This is a genomic window from Candidatus Methylacidiphilales bacterium (assembly GCA_028713655.1).
Taxonomy (GTDB): domain Bacteria; phylum Verrucomicrobiota; class Verrucomicrobiia; order Methylacidiphilales; family JAAUTS01; genus JAQTNW01.
The window spans coordinates 1-18,544 of the sequence record JAQTNW010000041.1 but is presented as its reverse complement, the minus strand read 5'-3'; the positions used below and the strand labels follow the sequence as shown (position 1 = coordinate 18,544).

Below are 18,544 nucleotides of genomic sequence, written 5' to 3'. Positions count from 1 at the left end.
TGTGGAGTGACAAGGCCGGTTTGTGCTTTTATTCCACGGTATTTTGTCCAAGGTTCCGGTATGAATTCCCTCCCCGATGGTTCTTTCAAAGATCAGAAAACCCTGCTGACAGTTTTCGGCGCCCTTGAAATCGCCGGGGGGGCGATTTGTCTCTTGTTTGTCCCGTTGATGCTGCTCGGACAGGTGGCCGCCCGATACAGCCCGCATACTCCGGTTTATCCCATGAAAATGATGATCGCCCCGATTTTCCTTTATTTGTTGCTCGGTGCCGGGGCCATCTGGCTGGGTGTCGGCTCCATTCTGGCCAAACGCTGGGCGCGTGCGTTGCTTCTTATCCTGGGATGGATGGGCCTGGTGATGGGAGTGTTTTCGGCCCTGTTTTTTATCCTGGGTTTTGGCGCAATGAAAAGTTTGATGATGGAGTCCATGTCGCAGGCGCAGGCCCAATCCGGAAGCAAGGTTCAAATTCCCGAAGCCATGATTTATTTCATCCTCGGGTTTAGCGCCCTGTTCAGTTTCTTCATCTATGTTGTCATACCCGGGGCCCTGGTCCTGGTGTACCGCGGAAAAGATGTGAAGCGGACCTGTGAAACCCGGAATCCGGCGCCGAGCTGGACGGATGCCTGCCCGCTTCCCGTTTTGGCTCTGGTGCTGCTGAATGCCTGTGCGTTGTTCAGCCTTCCGTGGATTGCCTGCTATTCATTCATTATCCCGATTTTCGGCGTCATTTTTCATGGAGCAGCCGGCGCGGCCATCTGGGCTTTCATCACCGTGGTTGCGCTCGCGCTTGCCTGCGGGCTTTACCGGCTGCAAAAATGGGCATGGGCCGGTACATTGCTGATTTACGCCTTCTTCGGCCTATCGGGAGTGGTTACCTTCCATAGAATCGATTTTTCCGAAATGTACCGCTTGATGGGAATGCCGGATGCTTTGATACCGCACAGTCTTGATCTCTTCTTCAAATCCCCCGCCTATACGGCCATGTTGGGTTTCGGATTTCTGGTCTGGATCGGTTATGTGCTTTGGGTGCGGAAATATTTTTTCGGCAAATCCGCAGAGTGATCAAAGCGCCGGATCATGCCGCCGGGGTATCTTCCGGCTGATCCAGCCTCCGGCAGTGCTCGATCAAAAGGTTTTCAATGGTTTCATGCACATTCGTGGTGCGGGTTTTGGTGTTGTCGTACACGTTGATCTTCGGCTTCCTGAACGCCATCATGTGGAAAAATGCCTCGGGCCCCTGCAAATCGCCCACCTCGGCCCGCATTAATTCCCCAAGCAGAAAATACATGCGTCCGGAGACACCGTCCTGCTCAAAATCGAGGCGGCAGGTTTTGTCTTCCAGCTTGATGACCTGCAGCAGGCTGATTTGGCTGATGCCTTGAATCACGCTGTCGGGATCGCCGATCAACAGGTCTTCCAGGTCCGCCAGCATTTTCTCCACCAAAAATGGCTTGGCATAAAACCGGATGCAGTCCAGTCCGCCCATCATCTGTTGGATTTCTTCAAGCAAGGCGGCTGCGGACATTACAAAAATCGGCGTACGCGGCGCGCGGCTGATGGTATTCATGATGATTTCCAGCCCCCCATAACGGGGCAGGCGAAGATCTGTGATGACGATGTCGGGCGTGTTGTCCCCCAACCAATTCAGCGCATCGTAACCGTCGTACAGTCCGACTGTTTCAACGGTCTTGAACCGTTGCTGGATGGCCCGGCAAAGAAATTTAGTGATATTTTCCTGGTCATCGACGACCAGGATCACCTTTTTTCTATCCGTATTGTTCTCCATATTGGAAGTCCGTCGAAAACTGTGAGCCGGCTTCTTGCCATGGCCCCTTCGGGATTCGCGGCGCAGGGGTTTTTTCGTTGGCGGATGTCGCATGCTGGCACAGATTCTGAATGATTGAAATAATTATAAAACAAAGCGATGGGACGCAAGTGGCAAATCAGTCGCCGTCCGGGCGATTAGTCCAATTGGGTTGTTTCGGAATCCTTTATCCTTAACAAATTCCACAGATAAGGCAAGGCTGGCGCAAATTCTCCGGGCTTTTCTTCCATCCATTTTTCAAGTTCGCCGGGTGAGATCCATCGAACCCGGTCGATCTCAACAGGGCAGGGGCGAAAGGGGCCTTCGTGCGTGGTTTGATAGACTTTGACAAATTCCTGTCCTGTGGAGTTGCAGGCGCGAACATAGCCGATTTCCCGCAAAGGCCCCGCATCGCGAATGCCGAGTTCCTCGATGACTTCACGCGCCGCCGCCGTGTCATAGTTTTCGCCGCTGTCCACATGGCCGGCTGCCGAGGAATCCCAGGTGGAGGGGTGGCGGTCCTTTTGAGGCGAACGCAACTGGATCAGCACTTCGCCTTTGGAATTGAAGACCCAGATGTGGGCGGCCCGGTGACGCAGCCCCTTGGCATGGACTTCCGAGCGCGGCGCGGAGCCGATGACTTCATCATTTTCATCGACGATGTCAAAGAGCTCTTCCGTTTTCATTTCAGTTTCCGGTAAAGCTCCTGCCATTCAGACACCGAAAGCTCCTCGGCCCGCCTGTCGGAATCCAGTTCAATCAGGTTGCGAAGTTTTTTCCGGCGCTGGGAAAAACCGCGCCGCACCAGAGCGTAAAAAGCCCGCCTCTCCTCCGGGCTGAAACCGGGCGTGCCGGGTTTCAGATCCATGCGCAGGACGACAGAATCAATTTCCGGCGCGGGAAAAAACACATTGCTTTTCAGCGACTTGAGGGTCTCGATTGAGTAATAGGACTGGATCAGAATGGAGACGGCGCCGTATTCCTTGCTGTGGGGTGCCGCCGCAAGGCGTTGCGCGAGTTCCTTTTGCAGCATGAAAACGCAATGCCGGGGCAGAGGGTCCAGTTCCAGCATGGAAACCAGCAAGGGGGTTGAAACATTATAGGGCAAATTTCCTATCACACACGAGGCGGAGGGAACTGTGTGCAATGTTTCAACGGCGTCGCCCTCGGCCAGCTTGAAATTGTCGAAGCGATGGAATTTTTGGCGCAAATAAGCGGCCAATCCCTTGTCGATTTCCAGCACGGTGAGGCCGATATCCAGGTCGAGCAACAACTCCGTCAGCGCTCCCAGGCCCGGTCCGATTTCGACGACCGCCGAACCGGGTTCGGGATTCAACCAGGCCACAATTTGGCGGCAGATGTTTTGGTCAAAAAGAAAATTTTGCCCGAGGCTTTTCAACGGGCGCAAATGGTTTGCTGCCAGGGCTTGTTTGATTTCGGTCAGAGTCATGGTGGGGGCGGTCCGTCACAACTGCTGCTCGATAAAATGGCTGAGGTCGCCCGGGCTGATAAAACCCTCAACGACCGCCCCTGTTTGTTTATAGACCGATAGCCAGCCGAATCCGAGGGAGGACCGGAATTCGGGCAAAAAGGGCCCCAGAAAAACGAGGGGATGCCGTTCCTCGGCTGGTTCGGACGCGCGGCGGCGTCCGCTTTCAGATTCCGTGGTGACCAAAATCTGGCCGCTGCCGCGCGGAAGCCCCTGCACCTCGTAGGGACAGTAAAGGAGAATGAGCGTTTTTTTTCCGGCGTAGGCCCGGGCCTCTTTCAAGGCGAGGTCGAGCTGCCGGATTTCACTGATGACCCTGGGGATGTTGTTTTCACGGAGGGCATCCGCCACCAGGCCCTGATGAACCACCAAAAAATAACCGTTGAGGTTGAATTCGAGGCATTGAATGGCGCGGCGGGTCATGTCCGGCAGGCTGGGATAAGGATTCTGTCCGGATTCATCGGCCAGGGGATCGTAATAGGGGAGTTTTTGGGATGCAAAAATACCTAACAATTTCCTCGTGCGCCAGGCCGGGACATCCTCCAGATCGGCGCGGTTCTGGACAATCTTGTATCCCCGCAAGTCCGCTTCCTTGAGCAGGTCGCGCCCGCCATCGCTTTTGACGGATGCGATGGCGTCGCCGCCCCCGCCGAGGATCACGTTGATCGCCGTGGAATCGAACACTTGTTTTGCCAGTTCCTCCGTCCGGTTTGCATTGGTGACGTGGGCATAAAAAGCGGCAAGCGGAGGCGCGGTGACGGAGCCGGTGCCGACGATTCCAATGGTGCGGCCTGCGCGCTGGGCCTTGTAGAGGAGATTGTCCTGGGGAACCCCGTTGGCGTCGAGTCCCATCTGGTTTGGGAGGCCTTTTTCACCGGTGGAGACGAAGGACATGATGGACACCGCATCGGCGGTATAAGGTTGCAGCGTATTGTTATCAACGATCGCGACGCCGTTGGAATGCAACGTCGCGTTCAAGGGCTGGGTAGAGTCGGAAATTTCCGTGAGGCCGAGATTGTACAGGCTCAAGCCGGGCACCACGAACAGGATGATCCCCTGCGCCTTGGGCGCGATGTAATACCGGTAGTAATAAACCGAGAACGCGGCAAAAACGCCGAGGATCAGCAGCGAGAGTACTCGAAGCCGCCAGTTCATGACAAGACCGGGCAATCCGGCAGTGAGTCGGTTTTCAAGGGATTGAGCCGGATGCAGGTTTTAAAATGTCGTTCAAACAGGTCTTTCTTCTTCTCAAAGCCATACGTTTCAGCACGGAGCGGCTCCGTTGTCAATACCGTGACGACCCAGCCGGTTTCAGCTTTGCTGATGCGGGCCTTTTGAATCGCCTGGCGATGGGAGCGATCCAGGCTGTCGGCAATCCGGAGCAGGGCCGCATTTGCCTGCGCCACATGGCGGGATTTGATGCTTAAAGCGCGGAATTGTACATGAGACAGGCTGGGAAGGCCTTTCCGGTGGTAGCGCGCTGTTTGGGCCACAATGCGGATTTCCTCGGGGGCCAGGGATTTCCAAGGATGCTTGAGAATCAACTCGGCGGAATGTTTGTGGTGGGCTTGGTCCTTGGGGGAATGCGACCAGCCGATGTCGTGCAAAAGCGCCGAGGCTTCGAATAAGGCGAGGAATCTCGGCGCCAATTTATGCAGGCTGTGGCTGCCGCGCCACAATGCGATCCCGATGCGCCGCACCTGAAGGACGTGTTCCGGATCGGGTTCAAGCTTGCGCATCAAAGCGAGGGCCTCCTTGAATACGGCCGCGTCCTCATGGGACATTTTCATAATGGACCGACTTAAAGGGGTTGGGAGCCAGCATTTTCTGCCAGACACCGTAGCGCAGGCCGCGCGTGGCGCAATGAATCGTTTTGGCGCCCAGCACTTCCATTGCGGTGTAAAAGATGCAACAGCCCGCCGTGATGACATCCGCGCGTAGGGTGGGGATGCGCGGGTTGGAACGGAGTTCGGCGAGCGGAGAAACGGCGAGGGACTCAAGGCGCTCCTGCATTTCCAATTGGCGGATCGCCATGCCCTCGTAATGGTGGATATCGGGAAGAGCATAACTTGCGGGGTGCAGCGCGGTCAGCGTCATCATTGTACCGCCCGATCCGAGAAGGAACGCGTCCAAACCGAGGAAGGATTGAAACCCTGCCGTCATTTTTTTTGCCAGTATTTCGATCGCCTCATAGAGCTGTGTCGCCGAAGCGGGTTGATGGGGAAGCAGGGAATCCCGGACCCGGACGCAGCCCAGGGGCAGGCTTTTATTTTTTAATACTTTTCCCTTCCGGCCATAAACGAACTCGACGCTGCCGCCTCCGACATCAATCACGACAACCTCTTTCTCCTGCCATTTATGGAAGGATGTCGTACCCGCGTAGATCAACTCGCCTTCCAGTTTTCCGCTGATGACACGGACGGGACCGCCTATGATTTTTTTGGAAGGCAGCAGGACTTCATCCCGATTGGAGGCCGAACGCAGCGCGCTCGTTCCGATGGCGATGATTTTTTCCGCGCCGAAGGCTTCCGCCTCCTTTTTGCAGGCGCGCAGCACAGCGAGCGTGTCCCGCGCGGGTTTGGAGCCGATTTTTCCAGTTAGCGCCAGCTTATGACCGAGCCGGGTGGTGAAGGCCTTTTCCTGGAAAACGGACAGGTGGGAGCCTTCCTGGTGGCCCAGCATGAACTTGATCGAATTGCTGCCGATATCCAGGACGGCGGCGCGGAAATGTTTTGGGGATGCGGGCATGTTGTAGGGGTATAAAGGCTGTGAATGGGTTAATGGCGTTGCGATCTTATAAGGAAGCCGGTCAAAAGGAAGTTCAATTGATATGGATCGCTGCCCAAAAACTGCTGCTGGACAGATGGGGACGCGAAGCCTTTAATTTCCAGACTTATGATCGATATCCGGCTCGTCCGGGAAAACCCCGACTTGGTGAAGGAACGTCTGGCCACGCGTGGCAAGGGCGATGAACTGCTTGTTTCCCAAATTTTGGAAACGGACCAGCAACGGCGCGCGCAAATCGCCGAGGTTGAAAAACTCAAGAGTGAACGCAATGCCATCAGCAAGGAAATCGGAGGCCGCAAGGCAAAAGGCCAGCCTGCCGACGACCTGTTGCAGGGCATGAAGGAAAAATCGGAGCGGATTGCCGCGCTGGATCTGGAAGTGGCGGCAATTGACGGCAAGCTCGAACAAATCCTGCTCCGCATCCCCAACCTCCCGCATGCGAAATGTCCGATTGGACAAAACTCGGAAGACAATCCGCTGGTCTCGGAGTTTGGAGAAAAACCGGACTATGTCTTCAAGCCGCTGGATCATATTGAACTGGCGGAAAAGCTGAGGCTGGTGGACTTTGCGGCGGGCGCGAAAATTTCCGGGAGCGGTTTTTTTGTTTTCACGGGACAGGGCGCGCGGCTGGAACGGGCCTTGCTGAATTTCCTGCTCGACCTGCATACGCGCGAGCACGGGTATCGGGAGGTGTCGCCGCCTTTTATTGTCCGGGAGGCCTGCATGACCGGCACGAGCCAACTGCCCAAGTTCCGGGAAGACATGTATCGTCTGGAAGGCGAGGATTTGTTTTTGGCGCCAACAGCCGAAGTTCCGGTGACCAATCTGCACCGCGAGGAAATCCTGCAAAAGGAACAGCTTCCGATTTGTTATGCCGCCTATACGCCCTGCTTTAGGCGCGAGGCGGGCAGCGCGGGGCGCGAAACCCGCGGCATGATCCGCGTGCACCAATTTGACAAGGTTGAGTTGGTGAAAATTGTCGAGCCGTCCACCTCCTACGACGAGTTGGAAAAACTCCGCAAAAATGCCGAACGCGCACTGGAGTTGTTGGGGCTGCATTACCGCACGATCGAACTTTGCACGGGTGATATCGGCTTTGGCGCGGCCAAATGCTATGACATCGAAGTCTGGGCGCCGGGCACCGGAGCGTATCTGGAGGTTTCCTCGTGCAGCAATTTTGAGGATTACCAGGCGCGACGCATGGCGCTGCGCTATAAGAACGAGGACAAAAAGAACATCTTCTGCCACACCCTGAACGGGTCTGGAACCGCATTGCCGCGACTGTTCATTGCGTTGGTTGAAACCTTCCAGCAGGCTGACGGATCGGTGCTGCTCCCCGAGGTGCTGCGTCCGTATTTCGGCGCGGACCGTATCGCTTAATCGGGCTGAATCCCCTCTATCAAGAGGGGCAGATCCGGCGGCTGCCGGACGGGGTGTGTTCTTACGCCCTGCGGTGAACCTGTCTTACTTTTCCAAGGCAACCGGGTTGCTGAGAGCGCCGATCTTTTCTATTTCAATCGTGACGTTGTCCCCGGGCTTGAGCCAGACATGCGGGTTGCGCGCCATGCCGACACCGGAGGGCGTTCCGGTGAAAATGACGGTGCCCGGCAGGAGGGTCGTGCTGCCGCTGAGGAAGGCAATGATCTCCGCCACGCTGAAAATCATGTCGTTTGTGTTGGATTGTTGCATGACCTGGCCGTTCAGCAGCGTCTTGATCCCAAGTGCGTTCGGATTTGGAATTTCATCCGGAGTCACAAGACAGGGGCCGAGGGGCGCAAAGGTGTCGAAGGTCTTGCCACGGCACCATTGCCCGCCGCCGCCGTACTTTTGCCAGTCGCGCGCGCTGACATCGTTTCCGCACATGTAGCCCAGCACATAATCCAGGGCGTTTTCCTTGCTGGCGTTTTTGCAGGTTTTGCCGATGGCCACCACAAGTTCGCATTCATAATCCACCTTTTCGCTCTTGAGATGCGTGGGGATCAGAATGGGATCGTCTGGGTTTTGAACGGCGGCGCTGGACTTCATGAACAGAACGGGATGCTTGGGAAGCTCGGCATTGGTTTCCTGCGCATGCAGCCGGTAATTGAGCCCGATGCAAAGGATGGCGGTTGGCGCCAGCGGAGCGAGCAGCTTGCGAACATTCGCAGGCTTGCCCGTGGGTTGGAGCCCAGTGAAAATATCTCCCGACAGTTCCAAGATGTGGTTGTCAGGCTGGAGGGCGCCGTAGCGGATGGTATTGCTGGAATCGAGGTAGCGGACGATTTTCATTAGGGATCAATTAACCATGAAACAAATGAATTGGCCACAAAAGAGCGCAAGGATCACAAAAGGAGGAATTTTGGAGTGCGCAGACATGTCTGCGCTTTGGAAACGGGCGACATGTCGCCCGTAATAGAAAGCGGCGTCGTGCCGCCGCACTCCAAATTTACCATGTGGGGAGCTTTACCAAAAAAACCATTTGCCGGTGTGGACGACGTAGATGCCCAGAAGCAAATTGGTGACTCCGTGGGCCAGCATGACGTTGCCCAGACTGCGGGTTTTGACGAACCAGAAGCCGTACACAATTCCGGTGATAAAAGCGACCGGGGCGAAAGGGCCGTGTACTGCGGCAAAACAGCAGGTGGTGGCCCAGAACGAAAACGGGCGATAGGTGCCGAGTTCAATTTCTTCAAAGCGATCCTGAATCAGGTAGCGCATCAGAAAGCCTCGCCAGAATAGTTCTTCCATGACCGGCACGACAAGGCTGGCGCCAAAAATCCGGACAATGACCAATCCCCAGGCGACGTTTTGATCTTCGAACAAAAAGGGTTTGAATACCGCCTTGAGTTCGCCGAGCGCCAGGAAAGGCCCCGCTCCAACCCAGAGTACAAAAACAACGACGCCGATGCCGACACTTTGCCAGGCGTTGGGGAAGCAAATTGTTGGGAAGCGCCGCCAGAGATAGAGCAGCAGCATGAAAACAGCGAGGGTCTTGATGGGATAAACAAGGTAAATGGCGGCTTCGTGCCAGCCTTCGATCGAGAGGAAGGCCAGGAAAACGGCGAATGGAGAGACAAATGGGAATGCGGGGTGGCTTGTGATGCGATTCATAAATAAAGCGAATGCACTTTAGTTAACGGAAAGGCGCAGGGGAACTTAAAACTGACCATCCCCCTGATAAGGGGGAAGACAAGGGGGTTTGTGTTTGTTGCCCACGAAATCCGTGTTTATCCGCGTCCACCTGCTCGCGACGGGTGTCGGAGTCCGTGGTTAAAAATATCTTCCTTTGCTCTGCGTCTTAGCCTGAGAGATGTCTTGGTCTCTTTTCAAGATGAGATGAAAACCTTGCAGATGCAGGACTGCCGGGCAAGATGCACGGCAGAGCAGGCGGGACGGTCTCCGAGGCGACTCCGTGACCCGCGCTCCCGAAATATTCTCAGACATGACTCGCTGGCAAAAAATTGGCGATTATCTCGCGCTGCGGCGCAACACGACGCTGCTGCTCGCGGTGCTGGTGCTGGCGGGGACCGGCGAGAGGCTCTGGCTCGGGTTTGCGCCCAAATATCTTCAAACGCTCGGCGCGGGCGTGTTGATCATCGGGCTGTTCGATGCGCTGCAAACGCTTCTCGGCGCGGTTTATGCCTACCCCGGCGGATGGTTGACGGATCGCTGGGGACAGCGTCGATCACTCTTGTTATTCAATGCGCTGTCGTTGGGCGGGTATGTCCTGGTGCTGTTCTGGCATCATTGGCTGGCCTTGATCGTCGGAGCCTTTCTCTTTCTGGCCTGGAGCGCCTTCTCCCTGCCCGCGACATTTTCCGTCATCGCCGCTTCACTGGATAAAAGCCGGCACACGATGGGCGTGGGCGTGCAATCGATGATACGCCGGGTGCCGATGATGATCGGGCCGCTGCTGGGCGGATGGTTGATTACGCATTACGGGTGGGAGCAAGGGGTGAAATTTGCGCTGATCGGCTGCATCTTGCTGAGCCTGACAACCATGATTTTTCAATGGTTCATGATCGAACCCCAAACCGAGAAAGCATCCGGGGCCGATTCATCCGCTGATGCGCGCATTTCCTTTTTTAAGGTGATTCAGTTCCTGAATCCGACGCTGCGGGAATTGCTCGTGAGCGATATTCTTATCCGGTTCTGCGAACGGCTGCCTTATGCGTTTGTCATTCTTTGGGCGATGAACTACGCGGGCATGAGCGCGGAGCAATACGGCTGGCTCGTTGCCATTGAGATGATTACCGCGATGCTTTGCTATATCCCGGTCGCCCATCTCGCAGATCGTCACGGACAGCGCCCCTTTGTGATGGCGACGTTTGTGTTTTTCACGCTGTTCCCGTTGAGCTTGTTGTGGGCGCACAACTGGACATGGCTGGCCGTGGCGTTTGTTGTGCGCGGGCTGAAGGAATTTGGCGAGCCCGCGCGGAAGGCGCTGATCATCGCCCAGGCGGAGCCCCATCTGCGCGCGCGCACCTATGGCGCCTATTATCTCATCCGGGATTGCACGGTGACCACCGGGTCGTTTCTGGGCGCCTGGCTGTGGAGCCTGAGCCCGCAGGCGAATTTTATAGGCGCGGCGGTTTGCGGCGCCGCCGGGGCGGTCTGGTTCTGGGCGAAGATTTACCGGGCAGAACGATAGAAAAATATTTAACGCCAAGTCGCAAAGGGCAAAAGACGCAAGGTATAAACAAGCAACTTTTAATATAGGGAACACCAATGTTTAGAAGAAAATCCCTCAATAAACCTCGTTTTTTCTTGTAACAAAATCTTTTCCTCAAGTTTTGCGACTTTTGCGCTTTTTCGCGGCCAATCCCGTCCCGTTTTAATTCAAAAGCGTTTCTTTAAGCGCTGAATCCGCGCTTGTATTCGTGCCAGTGTATTGGCACAATTGAAAGAATGCCTAGTTCGGTTTCGAGTGATCCTCTGGTCATCACCAAGGAACTCCTTCTGGAAATTGGGGGGTGGCGGGCCATGAAAGAAGGACTTTCGCTGTGGGAAAGCAGCAAAGTCCTGGATGTGGCCTATGAACCGCCGCTTTTACGGGGAACCGTCCAGACGGGGACGACTTCCGTCAAGGCGCGCCTTCAACTGGGCTGCCGACTGGCGGACGTGGAAAATCTTTGTTCCTGCCGCCAGGCCCGCGAATACGGCACCGTCTGCGCCCATGTGATCGCCCTGGGGCTCGAATACATCAACCCCAAGGTAGCCAAACTTCCCGCAATCCTTCCGCATACGGCTTCCAATGGATCGGTTGAAAAACGGCAATGCGTTCCCGATTTGCGGTATCTGCCGCTTTCCGAAGCCTCGGATGCCGTCCGGCAACTCGAGCTTTCAATCCTGCTGCCGCATAAATTCCTGGAAGCCTGGAATACGGGCGAGATGCGGATCATCTGCGAAGCCTCGCTGGACAAGCAGCCGCCGGTGCCGCTGGATAATTTCTTGAGCCCGGAACGCACGGTGTATGCGGTTTCGGATGCGGATGCGGGAGCGCTGGACCTGATCCGGCGTTTGAGTCAGGGGGAGCTGCGGGGAATGTGGATGCTTTCCGCCAAAAAATTCGGTGAATTTTTCCTGAGCCTGACAGGCCACCCGCGTGTGACTCTCGGGAAATTGTCAGGGCTTGAAATCAAGCGGGCGCAGCACCGGACCTGCCTGCAAATGAACATGCTGGAAAACGGCGACCTGCAACTGCACCTGGAAGAGCCGCGCCGGACCGAGGGCGTGATCCTGCAGTCCATCCACGGCCAATGGCTGTTTTACAACAATCAGTTGGAATATCTCAACGGCCTTCCCGTGAGTTATCTTTCGCTCCGGACCAAGGACATGATCGTGCCGAGGGCGAAGCTGGCCCACTTTTTCCAATACGAAATCCCGCACCTGGAGCGCCAGGCCGAACTGGTCATGGGCGAGGGTTGCAGCAGCATCCAGTTCAGCAAGACCAAACCCGCCATCCACATCACGCTGGACGGGATGTTATCGGGACTGAGTTGCAAGATCGAGGCGGGTTATGGAGAGGGCCGTTTCCTTTTGAAGGGCGGCACCAGCACGGAATTGTTGTCGAAGGAGGAGTGGAAGCCGGACCCGGCGGACCCGAGGCGCTATTTCATCCGGGACCGGGAGGCCGAGCAGGGGGTGATCTCGCAGATTTTGTCAGCCGGATTCCTGCCCGGACAGCGGCAGCCGGAGCTGTACGCGCTTACCGGCGAATCGCGCGTGGGATTTTTCCTGGCCAATATTTTGCCGCGCTGGTCCTCGGAATGGAAAATCGCGTTTACGCCGCGCTTGCAGGAACTGGTGCGCAAGTGCGACCGGATCGAACCCGAGGTCAGCATTTCGTCTTCCGGCGAAGACTGGCTTTCCGTGGATATCGATTTCAAGGAAGCATCCGGCAAATCGGCTCTTTCCCATGCCGAAGTGCAGCGTTTGCTGAACATGGGCGTCAGCCACCAGCGCATGGCGAGTGGGCGTATTGCCCTCTTGCCGACGCAGTCGGTCCGGGAATTCCAGGAAGTGATACGGGACTGCCAGGTGGAGCAAACCGGGTCGGGGATGAAAGTCAGCACGCGTTATGCGCCTTATCTCGGGAATGTGCTCGCGGCCAACGGTTGGCAGTTGACGGCGCGTTCGCAATGGCAGCCGCCCTCGAAGATTACGTCGTATGACGAGATCGGCCTGGAGGCTTCGCTGGAAACCAAAGCCCGGCCGTATCAAAAGACAGGGGTCGGCTGGCTTCATCACTTGGCGCGTAACTCCATGTCAGGGATACTGGCGGACGAGATGGGCCTCGGGAAAACCCTCCAGATGCTGGCGTACCTGGAGTTCCGGAAGAAAAACGGCCTGCAGACGGGGCCCGCGCTGATAGTCTCGCCGACCAGCCTGGTTTTGAACTGGCAGGACGAGGCGTTGCGCTTCACCCCGGGGCTGAGTACGCTTGTGTTGCATGGGGCGAAACGGCAGTCCTCATTCGACAAGATCAAAGACCACGACATCATCATCACGTCCTATGCGTTGTTGCGTCGCGACATCGAGATGTACAAGGAAACGGAATTTTCAATGGCGGTGTTGGATGAGGCGCAGCACATCAAAAACAGATCGAGCCAGAATGCGGTCTGCGCCAAGATGCTGAAGGCCAAACACCGTTTCGTCCTGACCGGCACGCCGATTGAAAACTCCCTGCTCGATCTGTGGTCGATCTTCGACTATCTCATGCCGGGTTATCTGGGACCCGCCATGGACTTCAAGCGGCGTTATGAAGTGCCCATCAGCAAACAAAACGACGCCGCCGCGCACAACAGGCTCAGGGAGCGGGTGCGTCCGTTTATTTTACGGCGGACGAAAAACGAGGTGGCAAAGGAGCTGCCGGAAAAACTTGAGCATGTGGCTTTCTGCGAATTGACCGAGGAGCAAAAGATGGTTTACCAGAAAATTCTGGAACAAAGCCGTCGCAACGTCTTTGACCATTCTGGCGCCAACGGGCAGTCGAAGGAAAAAAGTCGCATGGCGATTCTAACGGCCCTGATGCGGCTGCGCCAGGTCTGCTGCCATCTCGGCTTATTGCCTGCGGAACCGGAACAGCAGTGGAAGGAGCCCTCTGCCAAGCTGGATTACTTTTTTGAATTGCTGGACCAGGCGGTGGACGGCGGGCACCGGATGCTGGTGTTCAGCCAGTTTGTCAGCATGTTGAAATTGTTGGAGGACCAGCTCAAGCAGCGCGGAATCACCTATTGCTATCTGGATGGCGGAACACTGGACCGCAAGGGCCAGATCCTTCAATTCCAGGGCGATGCGACGATCCCGCTGTTTCTCATCAGTCTGAAGGCGGGCGGCACGGGCATCAATCTGACCGGCGCTGACATGGTGGTGCATTTCGATCCCTGGTGGAATCCGGCGGTGGAGGAACAGGCGACCGCACGGGCGCACCGCATCGGGCAAAGCAAAATTGTCACGTCGTATAAATTGATTGCGCGCGGAACGGTTGAGGAAAAGATCGTGAACCTCCAGAGGAAAAAGAGCGAACTCGTGGCCAACACCCTGGTCAGCGAAGAAGCGTTCATCCGCAGCCTGAGCTGGGAAGAACTGCAGGGGTTGCTGGAATAATTTTCTTTGCGCAAGGCTGCAATGAAAATATTTTCCGCGCGGAGGCGAGAGAGAAATATACATATTAGGATCAAGATTAACGGGATACTCCGATCAGCAAGATATGGAGTGCGGTGGCAAGCCTCGTGACTGTGGGGCGCGACACCGCTTTGGTTCTTGAGTGTTGTTCGCGAAGCGAACGGTTTGGTCGGCGGCCGGTGTAAATTTTTCCGCTTGCATCGATATAAGAATCGTCATACGGTACCCTGATCGATATGAATACCGTTACCCTTTCACCCAAATTTCAGGTTGTCATTCCGCAAGCCATCCGAGAGGCTTTGCATCTTACCGCAGGCGAGAAGTTTCGCGTTTTACGATACGCCGACAGAGTAGAATTCATTCCTGTTCGCTCGATTCAACAGATGCGCGGCTTCCTCCGCGGCATGGACACAAGCATCGAACGGGACGATGACCGCCTGTGAGCACTGCCAACGTGGTTGATTCGTCCGGCTGGCTCGAATATTTCGCAGACAGTGAGCGCGCTTCGTTTTTTGCGCCGCCCATCGAAAACGCTGAGAACCTTTTTGTGCCAGTCATTTCAATTTACGAGGTCTTCAAAAAGGTTCTTAGAGAGCGCGGCGAGAATGATGCGCTTCAAGTCGCCAGCATGATGCAGAGCGGCCGGCTTATTGACCTGGATTGTGCGCTGGCCCTGGAGGCTGCGCGCCATCCTTTGCCGCTAGCGGACGGCATTATTTATGCGACAGCGATGCGCCATGAAGCAATTCTTTGGACGCAGGACGAGCATTTTAAAGACCTTCCGAATGTCCGCTTTTTTTTCAAGACAATCAAATGACTGATAATTGAATGAATTTAAAGGAGTTCCAACAAACGCTGGATGGCGCGATGCCGGAAGGCCTGGGCCTGCCGCTTCAGGCCCTGTGGCAGGATGCAAAGGGCGACTGGGTCCATGCTTATTTGCATCGGAAGGAAGGGGATGAAAGCAATGCCCGGTATTGGTATGGGAAAGTTGGCAAACCTTTTTTCAATGGTGACCTGAAAGCGGAATGGGAGCAGTTGGTCTCCTCCTTGCTCCTGAAAAAGTGATGATTCGCATTGCGGCACTCTTTGGTTTTTTGGCAGTGGCTTTGGGCGCCTTTGGCGCACATGGGTTGCAGCGCGTGCTGGAACAGCACCAATCCGTGGAAATTTGGAAAACAGCCGTCTTATACCACTTGGCGCACAGCGTGGTGCTTTTGGTTTTGTCGTGCTGGAATGCGGGCCGCCGGCCGTTCTATTTCTTTGCGGGCGGAATTGTGCTTTTCTCCGGATCGCTTTATGCGCTGGCCTTGACCGGAATCAAATGGCTCGGCGCAATCACTCCACTCGGCGGATTGCTTTTACTTGTCGGCTGGGCTTACTTGATTCTTTTGGGTGCGAATGCTGACAAAATTGCAGAGCGCCCGCCGCGTTGATAAAAAATGCGGGCTACTTTTGTCCCGGCAGATCCATCAGGAGGGGATTGTCATCCAGTGAATGCGGTGTTTTGAAATTGATGGTCGTGGGTTCGGTTTTGTCCTTCAGCAGGAAGGTCATGCTCAGGGGTTTGCCGGCGTTGCGGTATTCTTCCTTTTCCTTCAGATAGCGGTCGCGGAAATCCTCCAGCGATTTGACATTCACCCCGTTATAGGCCAGGAGCTGGGCTCCCGAGACAATGCCTTTTTTCCGCGCAATGGATTCCTTGGCGAGAGTCAGGACGTAGATTTTGCCGTCGATCTCGCCCAGCAAAAGGTCTTCCGGCAACTGGAGCTGTTCGACCAGCAGGTCGGGCGACCCCGGCACCTCAAATACCAGAAAATAATTTTCCAGGTTCATTTTATGCAGCAAGCCGCGGAAGAGCATTTCATCCTTCCAATAATTTTTGTTGGCGCGTTGGGCGGCTGCCTGGGCGATTGCGGACTGGGCGCTGGCATCCGGCCTGTCGAGTTTGGTGGGCTGCCTGGAGTAGGTGTCTTCGAGCGATTTCTTTTTGTTTTTCAAGACTACATCCCGGTCATGGGCTTCGGGGCGCTGGAAAATGACCCGCGCGACATAGCCCGGCTGAAGGATGACGTTGTAATTCAGCAGGACTTTTTGTGAAACGATGACCCGGCCCGTATCCTGTTTTAAGGGAAAAGCCAGGCCGAGGGAAGGGTCGTAGGGGTTTTCATCCTCCACCTGGGCCGACGCGGTATTGGGGAAAAGGAGAGCGGCGGCGAGGGCTGCCAGAGCGCAGGATGGTAAAATAAGGCGTATCTTCATTGCCAAAGGTCTGGGTTGAACTATATTGGAATATTGCGTTTGTGCACGTAAAACATGCAGAAGTCGCATTGGAAGGGGGCGCCCGGTTTCGACTTTTTCGAACGTGCGCCTGTGGCAAGCCGGGGATTGAGTCGGTTGGCCCCGTTAAAAATCCGGCTCAAAAAAATTAAATGCTAACGAAGAGTTGGCTCTCGCGGCCTAATAACGCCGTGACGTCTTGTCTCTGACTTCCGCTGGGGGAACAAGACGCTATTAGCGGAACGGTTCGGGAAGCGGGCCACCGGCTTTCCGGGACGAACTGACTGGGGGCTGGAACGCCGGCGTGAGTGTCCGGGCAAACCGGCGTTTGAGAAATTACCAGGCACTAAGCTTGTAGAGGCAGGCGTTCCTTCGGTTAAGGACGCGGGTTCGATTCCCGCCGCCTCCACTCCCCTCTATCAAGAGGGGCGGAAAGGCCGCTGCGGCGACCGCTTCGGGGTGTGTGCATTTCCTCCGAGTTCCGTGACCACTACCATGATCGAAACCAACTACAAAGAACTGGTCCGGCCCGATCAGGCGAAGGAATGGTTTTCAATCGTTCCCAAGCCACGAAAAGATTCAGCCCTATAAGTTTGATGTCGCGGCTATTTAAAATGGAAACGCTTTAGCTCCGGTCTTGCGATAAGGCCCCCATCGAACAAACAAATGGATCCACTCAATCCAATTCGGAGAGGCGTAGTTCGACGTCGGCGACGTGGAGTGCATCGAGCAGTTCGTCAATCTCGCCTTCCATGAACGCGGCGAGGTTGTACATTGTGTAGTTGATGCGATGGTCGGTGATCCGGTTTTGGGGATAGTTGTAGGTCCGGATTTTTTCGTTCCGATCTCCGCTGCCGATTTGTTTTTTCCGCGCGGCGGCGTATTTGGCGTTTTCTTCGGCCTGTTTCTGCTCCAAAAGGCGTGAGCGCAGGATGTTCATTGCTTTGTCGCGGTTTTTGAGCTGCGAGCGTCCGTCCTGGCAGCGGACAATCATTCCGCTGGGAATGTGCAGGATCTGCACCGCGCTGTCGGTGGTGTTGACGCCCTGGCCGCCGGGGCCGCCGGAGCGGCAGACTTCGACGCGAATTTCGTCGGGCTTGATCACCAGATCGACTTCCTTGGCCTCCGGCAGCACCGCGACGGTGGCCGTCGAAGTATGGATGCGGCCCTGGCTTTCGGTGGCGGGGACGCGCTGGACGCGATGTACGCCGCTTTCAAAGCGCATCTTTTTGAAGATGTCACGGCCGGTCACGGCAAAGATGATTTCCTTGTAGCCGCCCATGGCGGAGGGACTGGAATCCATGACTTCGATTTTCCAGCCGACGGTTTCGGCGTAGCGGCTGTACATGCGAAAGAGGTCGGCGCTGAAAATGGCGGCTTCATCGCCGCCGGTGCCTGCGCGGAGTTCGACAATGATGTTGCGGGAATCATTGGGGTCGGGCGGAAGGATGTTGGCCAGCATGTCGCGCCGGAGTTTGGCGGCTTCGGTTTCGAGTTCGGGGAGTTCCTGCCGGGCCAGGGCGGCAAGTTCGGGATCGCCGGCTTCCGCGATGAGGGTTTTGTTGTCCGCGATGTTTTTTTCCAGGCGCTGCAGGGATTGCTGCAGGGCGAGGAGATTTTTGAGCTGGGCATGCTCTTTAAGGATCTCCTGGGCGCGGGTGGAGTTGGAATAGAGGTCCGGCGAGGCAATGGCATCCTCAAGCTCGTCAAAGCGTTTTTGCGAGCGTTCGAGATGAGAAGCCAGGTTCATTTGAAGAATTTTAAGTTTAAAACAGCGGTTGAAATAAAAGCAAATGGCCGGGACATGGTTATATCCCGGCCATCGCGAAATTCAAACTGGCGTCGCTATTTTTTCTTCTTCTGCTTGGTCGTTTCGGACATTTTGACGCTGCCGAAGCGTTTCTTGAATTTATCGACCCGGCCCGCGGTATCGACAAATTTCTGGGTCCCTGTGAAGAAGGGATGGCAGGCGGCGCAGATGCCGATGCGGAGGGTTTCGCGTGTGGAGCGGGTTGTGTAAACGGCCCCGCAGGCGCACGTGATGGTGGTTACTTCGTATTGAGGATGTGTATCGGTTT

18 protein-coding genes and 1 other RNA gene are annotated in these 18,544 nt (G+C 55.7%); 8 read left to right on the top strand and 11 right to left on the bottom strand.

Annotation, left to right across the window (positions count from 1 at the left end):
• Window positions 1-60: 60 nt before the first annotated feature.
• Window positions 61-1,062, top strand: coding sequence for a hypothetical protein (locus PHD76_12250; protein MDD5262607.1), 1,002 nt, complete (start codon window positions 61-63; stop codon window positions 1,060-1,062).
• A gap of 13 nt (window positions 1,063-1,075) precedes the next feature.
• Here PHD76_12250 and PHD76_12245 read toward each other — a convergent pair whose 3' ends face one another.
• The 6 genes from PHD76_12245 to PHD76_12220 form a co-directional block, all read right to left on the bottom strand.
• Window positions 1,076-1,786, bottom strand: a complete 711-nt coding sequence (locus PHD76_12245; GenBank protein MDD5262606.1) for a response regulator — start codon at window positions 1,784-1,786, stop codon at window positions 1,076-1,078.
• Window positions 1,787-1,962: 176 nt separating this feature from the next.
• Entirely contained in the window at window positions 1,963-2,490 is a 528-nt protein-coding gene (locus PHD76_12240; protein ID MDD5262605.1) for an NUDIX domain-containing protein, read from the bottom strand.
• Complete coding sequence (gene rsmA / locus PHD76_12235; protein ID MDD5262604.1) at window positions 2,487-3,254, bottom strand: 16S rRNA (adenine(1518)-N(6)/adenine(1519)-N(6))-dimethyltransferase RsmA; 768 nt, start codon at window positions 3,252-3,254, stop codon at window positions 2,487-2,489. Before rsmA ends, PHD76_12240 begins: the two co-directional genes overlap by 4 nt.
• 15 nt (window positions 3,255-3,269) lie before the next feature.
• Window positions 3,270-4,448 (bottom strand): alkaline phosphatase, encoded by a 1,179-nt coding sequence (locus PHD76_12230; protein ID MDD5262603.1) that lies wholly within the window; start codon window positions 4,446-4,448, stop codon window positions 3,270-3,272.
• Window positions 4,445-5,083 carry an HD domain-containing protein gene (locus tag PHD76_12225; protein MDD5262602.1) on the bottom strand — a complete coding sequence of 213 codons (639 nt, stop codon included), beginning with the start codon at window positions 5,081-5,083 and terminating at the stop codon, window positions 4,445-4,447. Before PHD76_12225 ends, PHD76_12230 begins: the two co-directional genes overlap by 4 nt.
• Window positions 5,067-6,041 carry a hypothetical protein gene (locus tag PHD76_12220; protein ID MDD5262601.1) on the bottom strand — a complete coding sequence of 325 codons (975 nt, stop codon included), beginning with the start codon at window positions 6,039-6,041 and terminating at the stop codon, window positions 5,067-5,069. The genes PHD76_12225 and PHD76_12220 overlap by 17 nt, the downstream gene beginning before the upstream one ends.
• 147 nt (window positions 6,042-6,188) lie before the next feature.
• Here PHD76_12220 and serS point away from each other — a divergent pair, with 147 nt between their 5' ends.
• Complete coding sequence (serS, locus tag PHD76_12215; protein MDD5262600.1) at window positions 6,189-7,460, top strand: serine--tRNA ligase; 1,272 nt, start codon at window positions 6,189-6,191, stop codon at window positions 7,458-7,460.
• Between the two features lie 84 nt (window positions 7,461-7,544).
• Here the strand turns inward: serS and PHD76_12210 are convergent, their stop codons facing one another.
• Complete coding sequence (locus PHD76_12210; protein MDD5262599.1) at window positions 7,545-8,348, bottom strand: fumarylacetoacetate hydrolase family protein; 804 nt, start codon at window positions 8,346-8,348, stop codon at window positions 7,545-7,547.
• A 174-nt stretch (window positions 8,349-8,522) separates the two neighbouring features.
• The gene (locus PHD76_12205; protein MDD5262598.1) at window positions 8,523-9,170 is read right to left on the bottom strand and encodes a CAAX prenyl protease-related protein; all 648 of its coding nucleotides are present in this window, start codon (window positions 9,168-9,170) and stop codon (window positions 8,523-8,525) included.
• A 331-nt stretch (window positions 9,171-9,501) separates the two neighbouring features.
• Between PHD76_12205 and PHD76_12200 the strand changes: the two genes are divergently transcribed.
• From PHD76_12200 to PHD76_12180, 5 genes are all read left to right on the top strand, one after another.
• Complete coding sequence (locus tag PHD76_12200) at window positions 9,502-10,710, top strand: MFS transporter (GenBank protein ID MDD5262597.1); 1,209 nt, start codon at window positions 9,502-9,504, stop codon at window positions 10,708-10,710.
• 257 nt (window positions 10,711-10,967) lie between these two features.
• Window positions 10,968-14,168, top strand: coding sequence for an SNF2-related protein (locus PHD76_12195; GenBank protein ID MDD5262596.1), 3,201 nt, complete (start codon window positions 10,968-10,970; stop codon window positions 14,166-14,168).
• Between the two features lie 457 nt (window positions 14,169-14,625).
• On the top strand, window positions 14,626-15,003 hold the full coding sequence (locus PHD76_12190) for a type II toxin-antitoxin system VapC family toxin (GenBank protein ID MDD5262595.1): 378 nt from the start codon (window positions 14,626-14,628) through the stop codon (window positions 15,001-15,003).
• Between the two features lie 11 nt (window positions 15,004-15,014).
• Complete coding sequence (locus PHD76_12185) at window positions 15,015-15,254, top strand: hypothetical protein (GenBank protein ID MDD5262594.1); 240 nt, start codon at window positions 15,015-15,017, stop codon at window positions 15,252-15,254.
• Entirely contained in the window at window positions 15,254-15,622 is a 369-nt protein-coding gene (locus tag PHD76_12180; GenBank protein MDD5262593.1) for a DUF423 domain-containing protein, read from the top strand. Before PHD76_12185 ends, PHD76_12180 begins: the two co-directional genes overlap by 1 nt.
• 13 nt (window positions 15,623-15,635) lie before the next feature.
• Here PHD76_12180 and PHD76_12175 read toward each other — a convergent pair whose 3' ends face one another.
• Entirely contained in the window at window positions 15,636-16,448 is an 813-nt protein-coding gene (locus PHD76_12175; GenBank protein MDD5262592.1) for a hypothetical protein, read from the bottom strand.
• A gap of 74 nt (window positions 16,449-16,522) precedes the next feature.
• On the opposite strand from PHD76_12175, the gene ssrA reads away from it, so the two are divergent.
• Window positions 16,523-16,878, top strand: a transfer-messenger RNA (tmRNA) gene (ssrA, locus tag PHD76_12170).
• Window positions 16,879-17,142: 264 nt separating this feature from the next.
• On the opposite strand, the gene prfA is transcribed toward ssrA, so the two are convergent.
• Both prfA and rpmE read right to left on the bottom strand, forming a co-directional pair.
• Window positions 17,143-18,216 (bottom strand): peptide chain release factor 1, encoded by a 1,074-nt coding sequence (prfA, locus tag PHD76_12165; GenBank protein MDD5262591.1) that lies wholly within the window; start codon window positions 18,214-18,216, stop codon window positions 17,143-17,145.
• Window positions 18,217-18,311: 95 nt separating this feature from the next.
• On the bottom strand, window positions 18,312-18,509 hold the full coding sequence (rpmE, locus tag PHD76_12160; GenBank protein ID MDD5262590.1) for a 50S ribosomal protein L31: 198 nt from the start codon (window positions 18,507-18,509) through the stop codon (window positions 18,312-18,314).
• Between the last annotated feature and the right edge of the window lie 35 nt (window positions 18,510-18,544).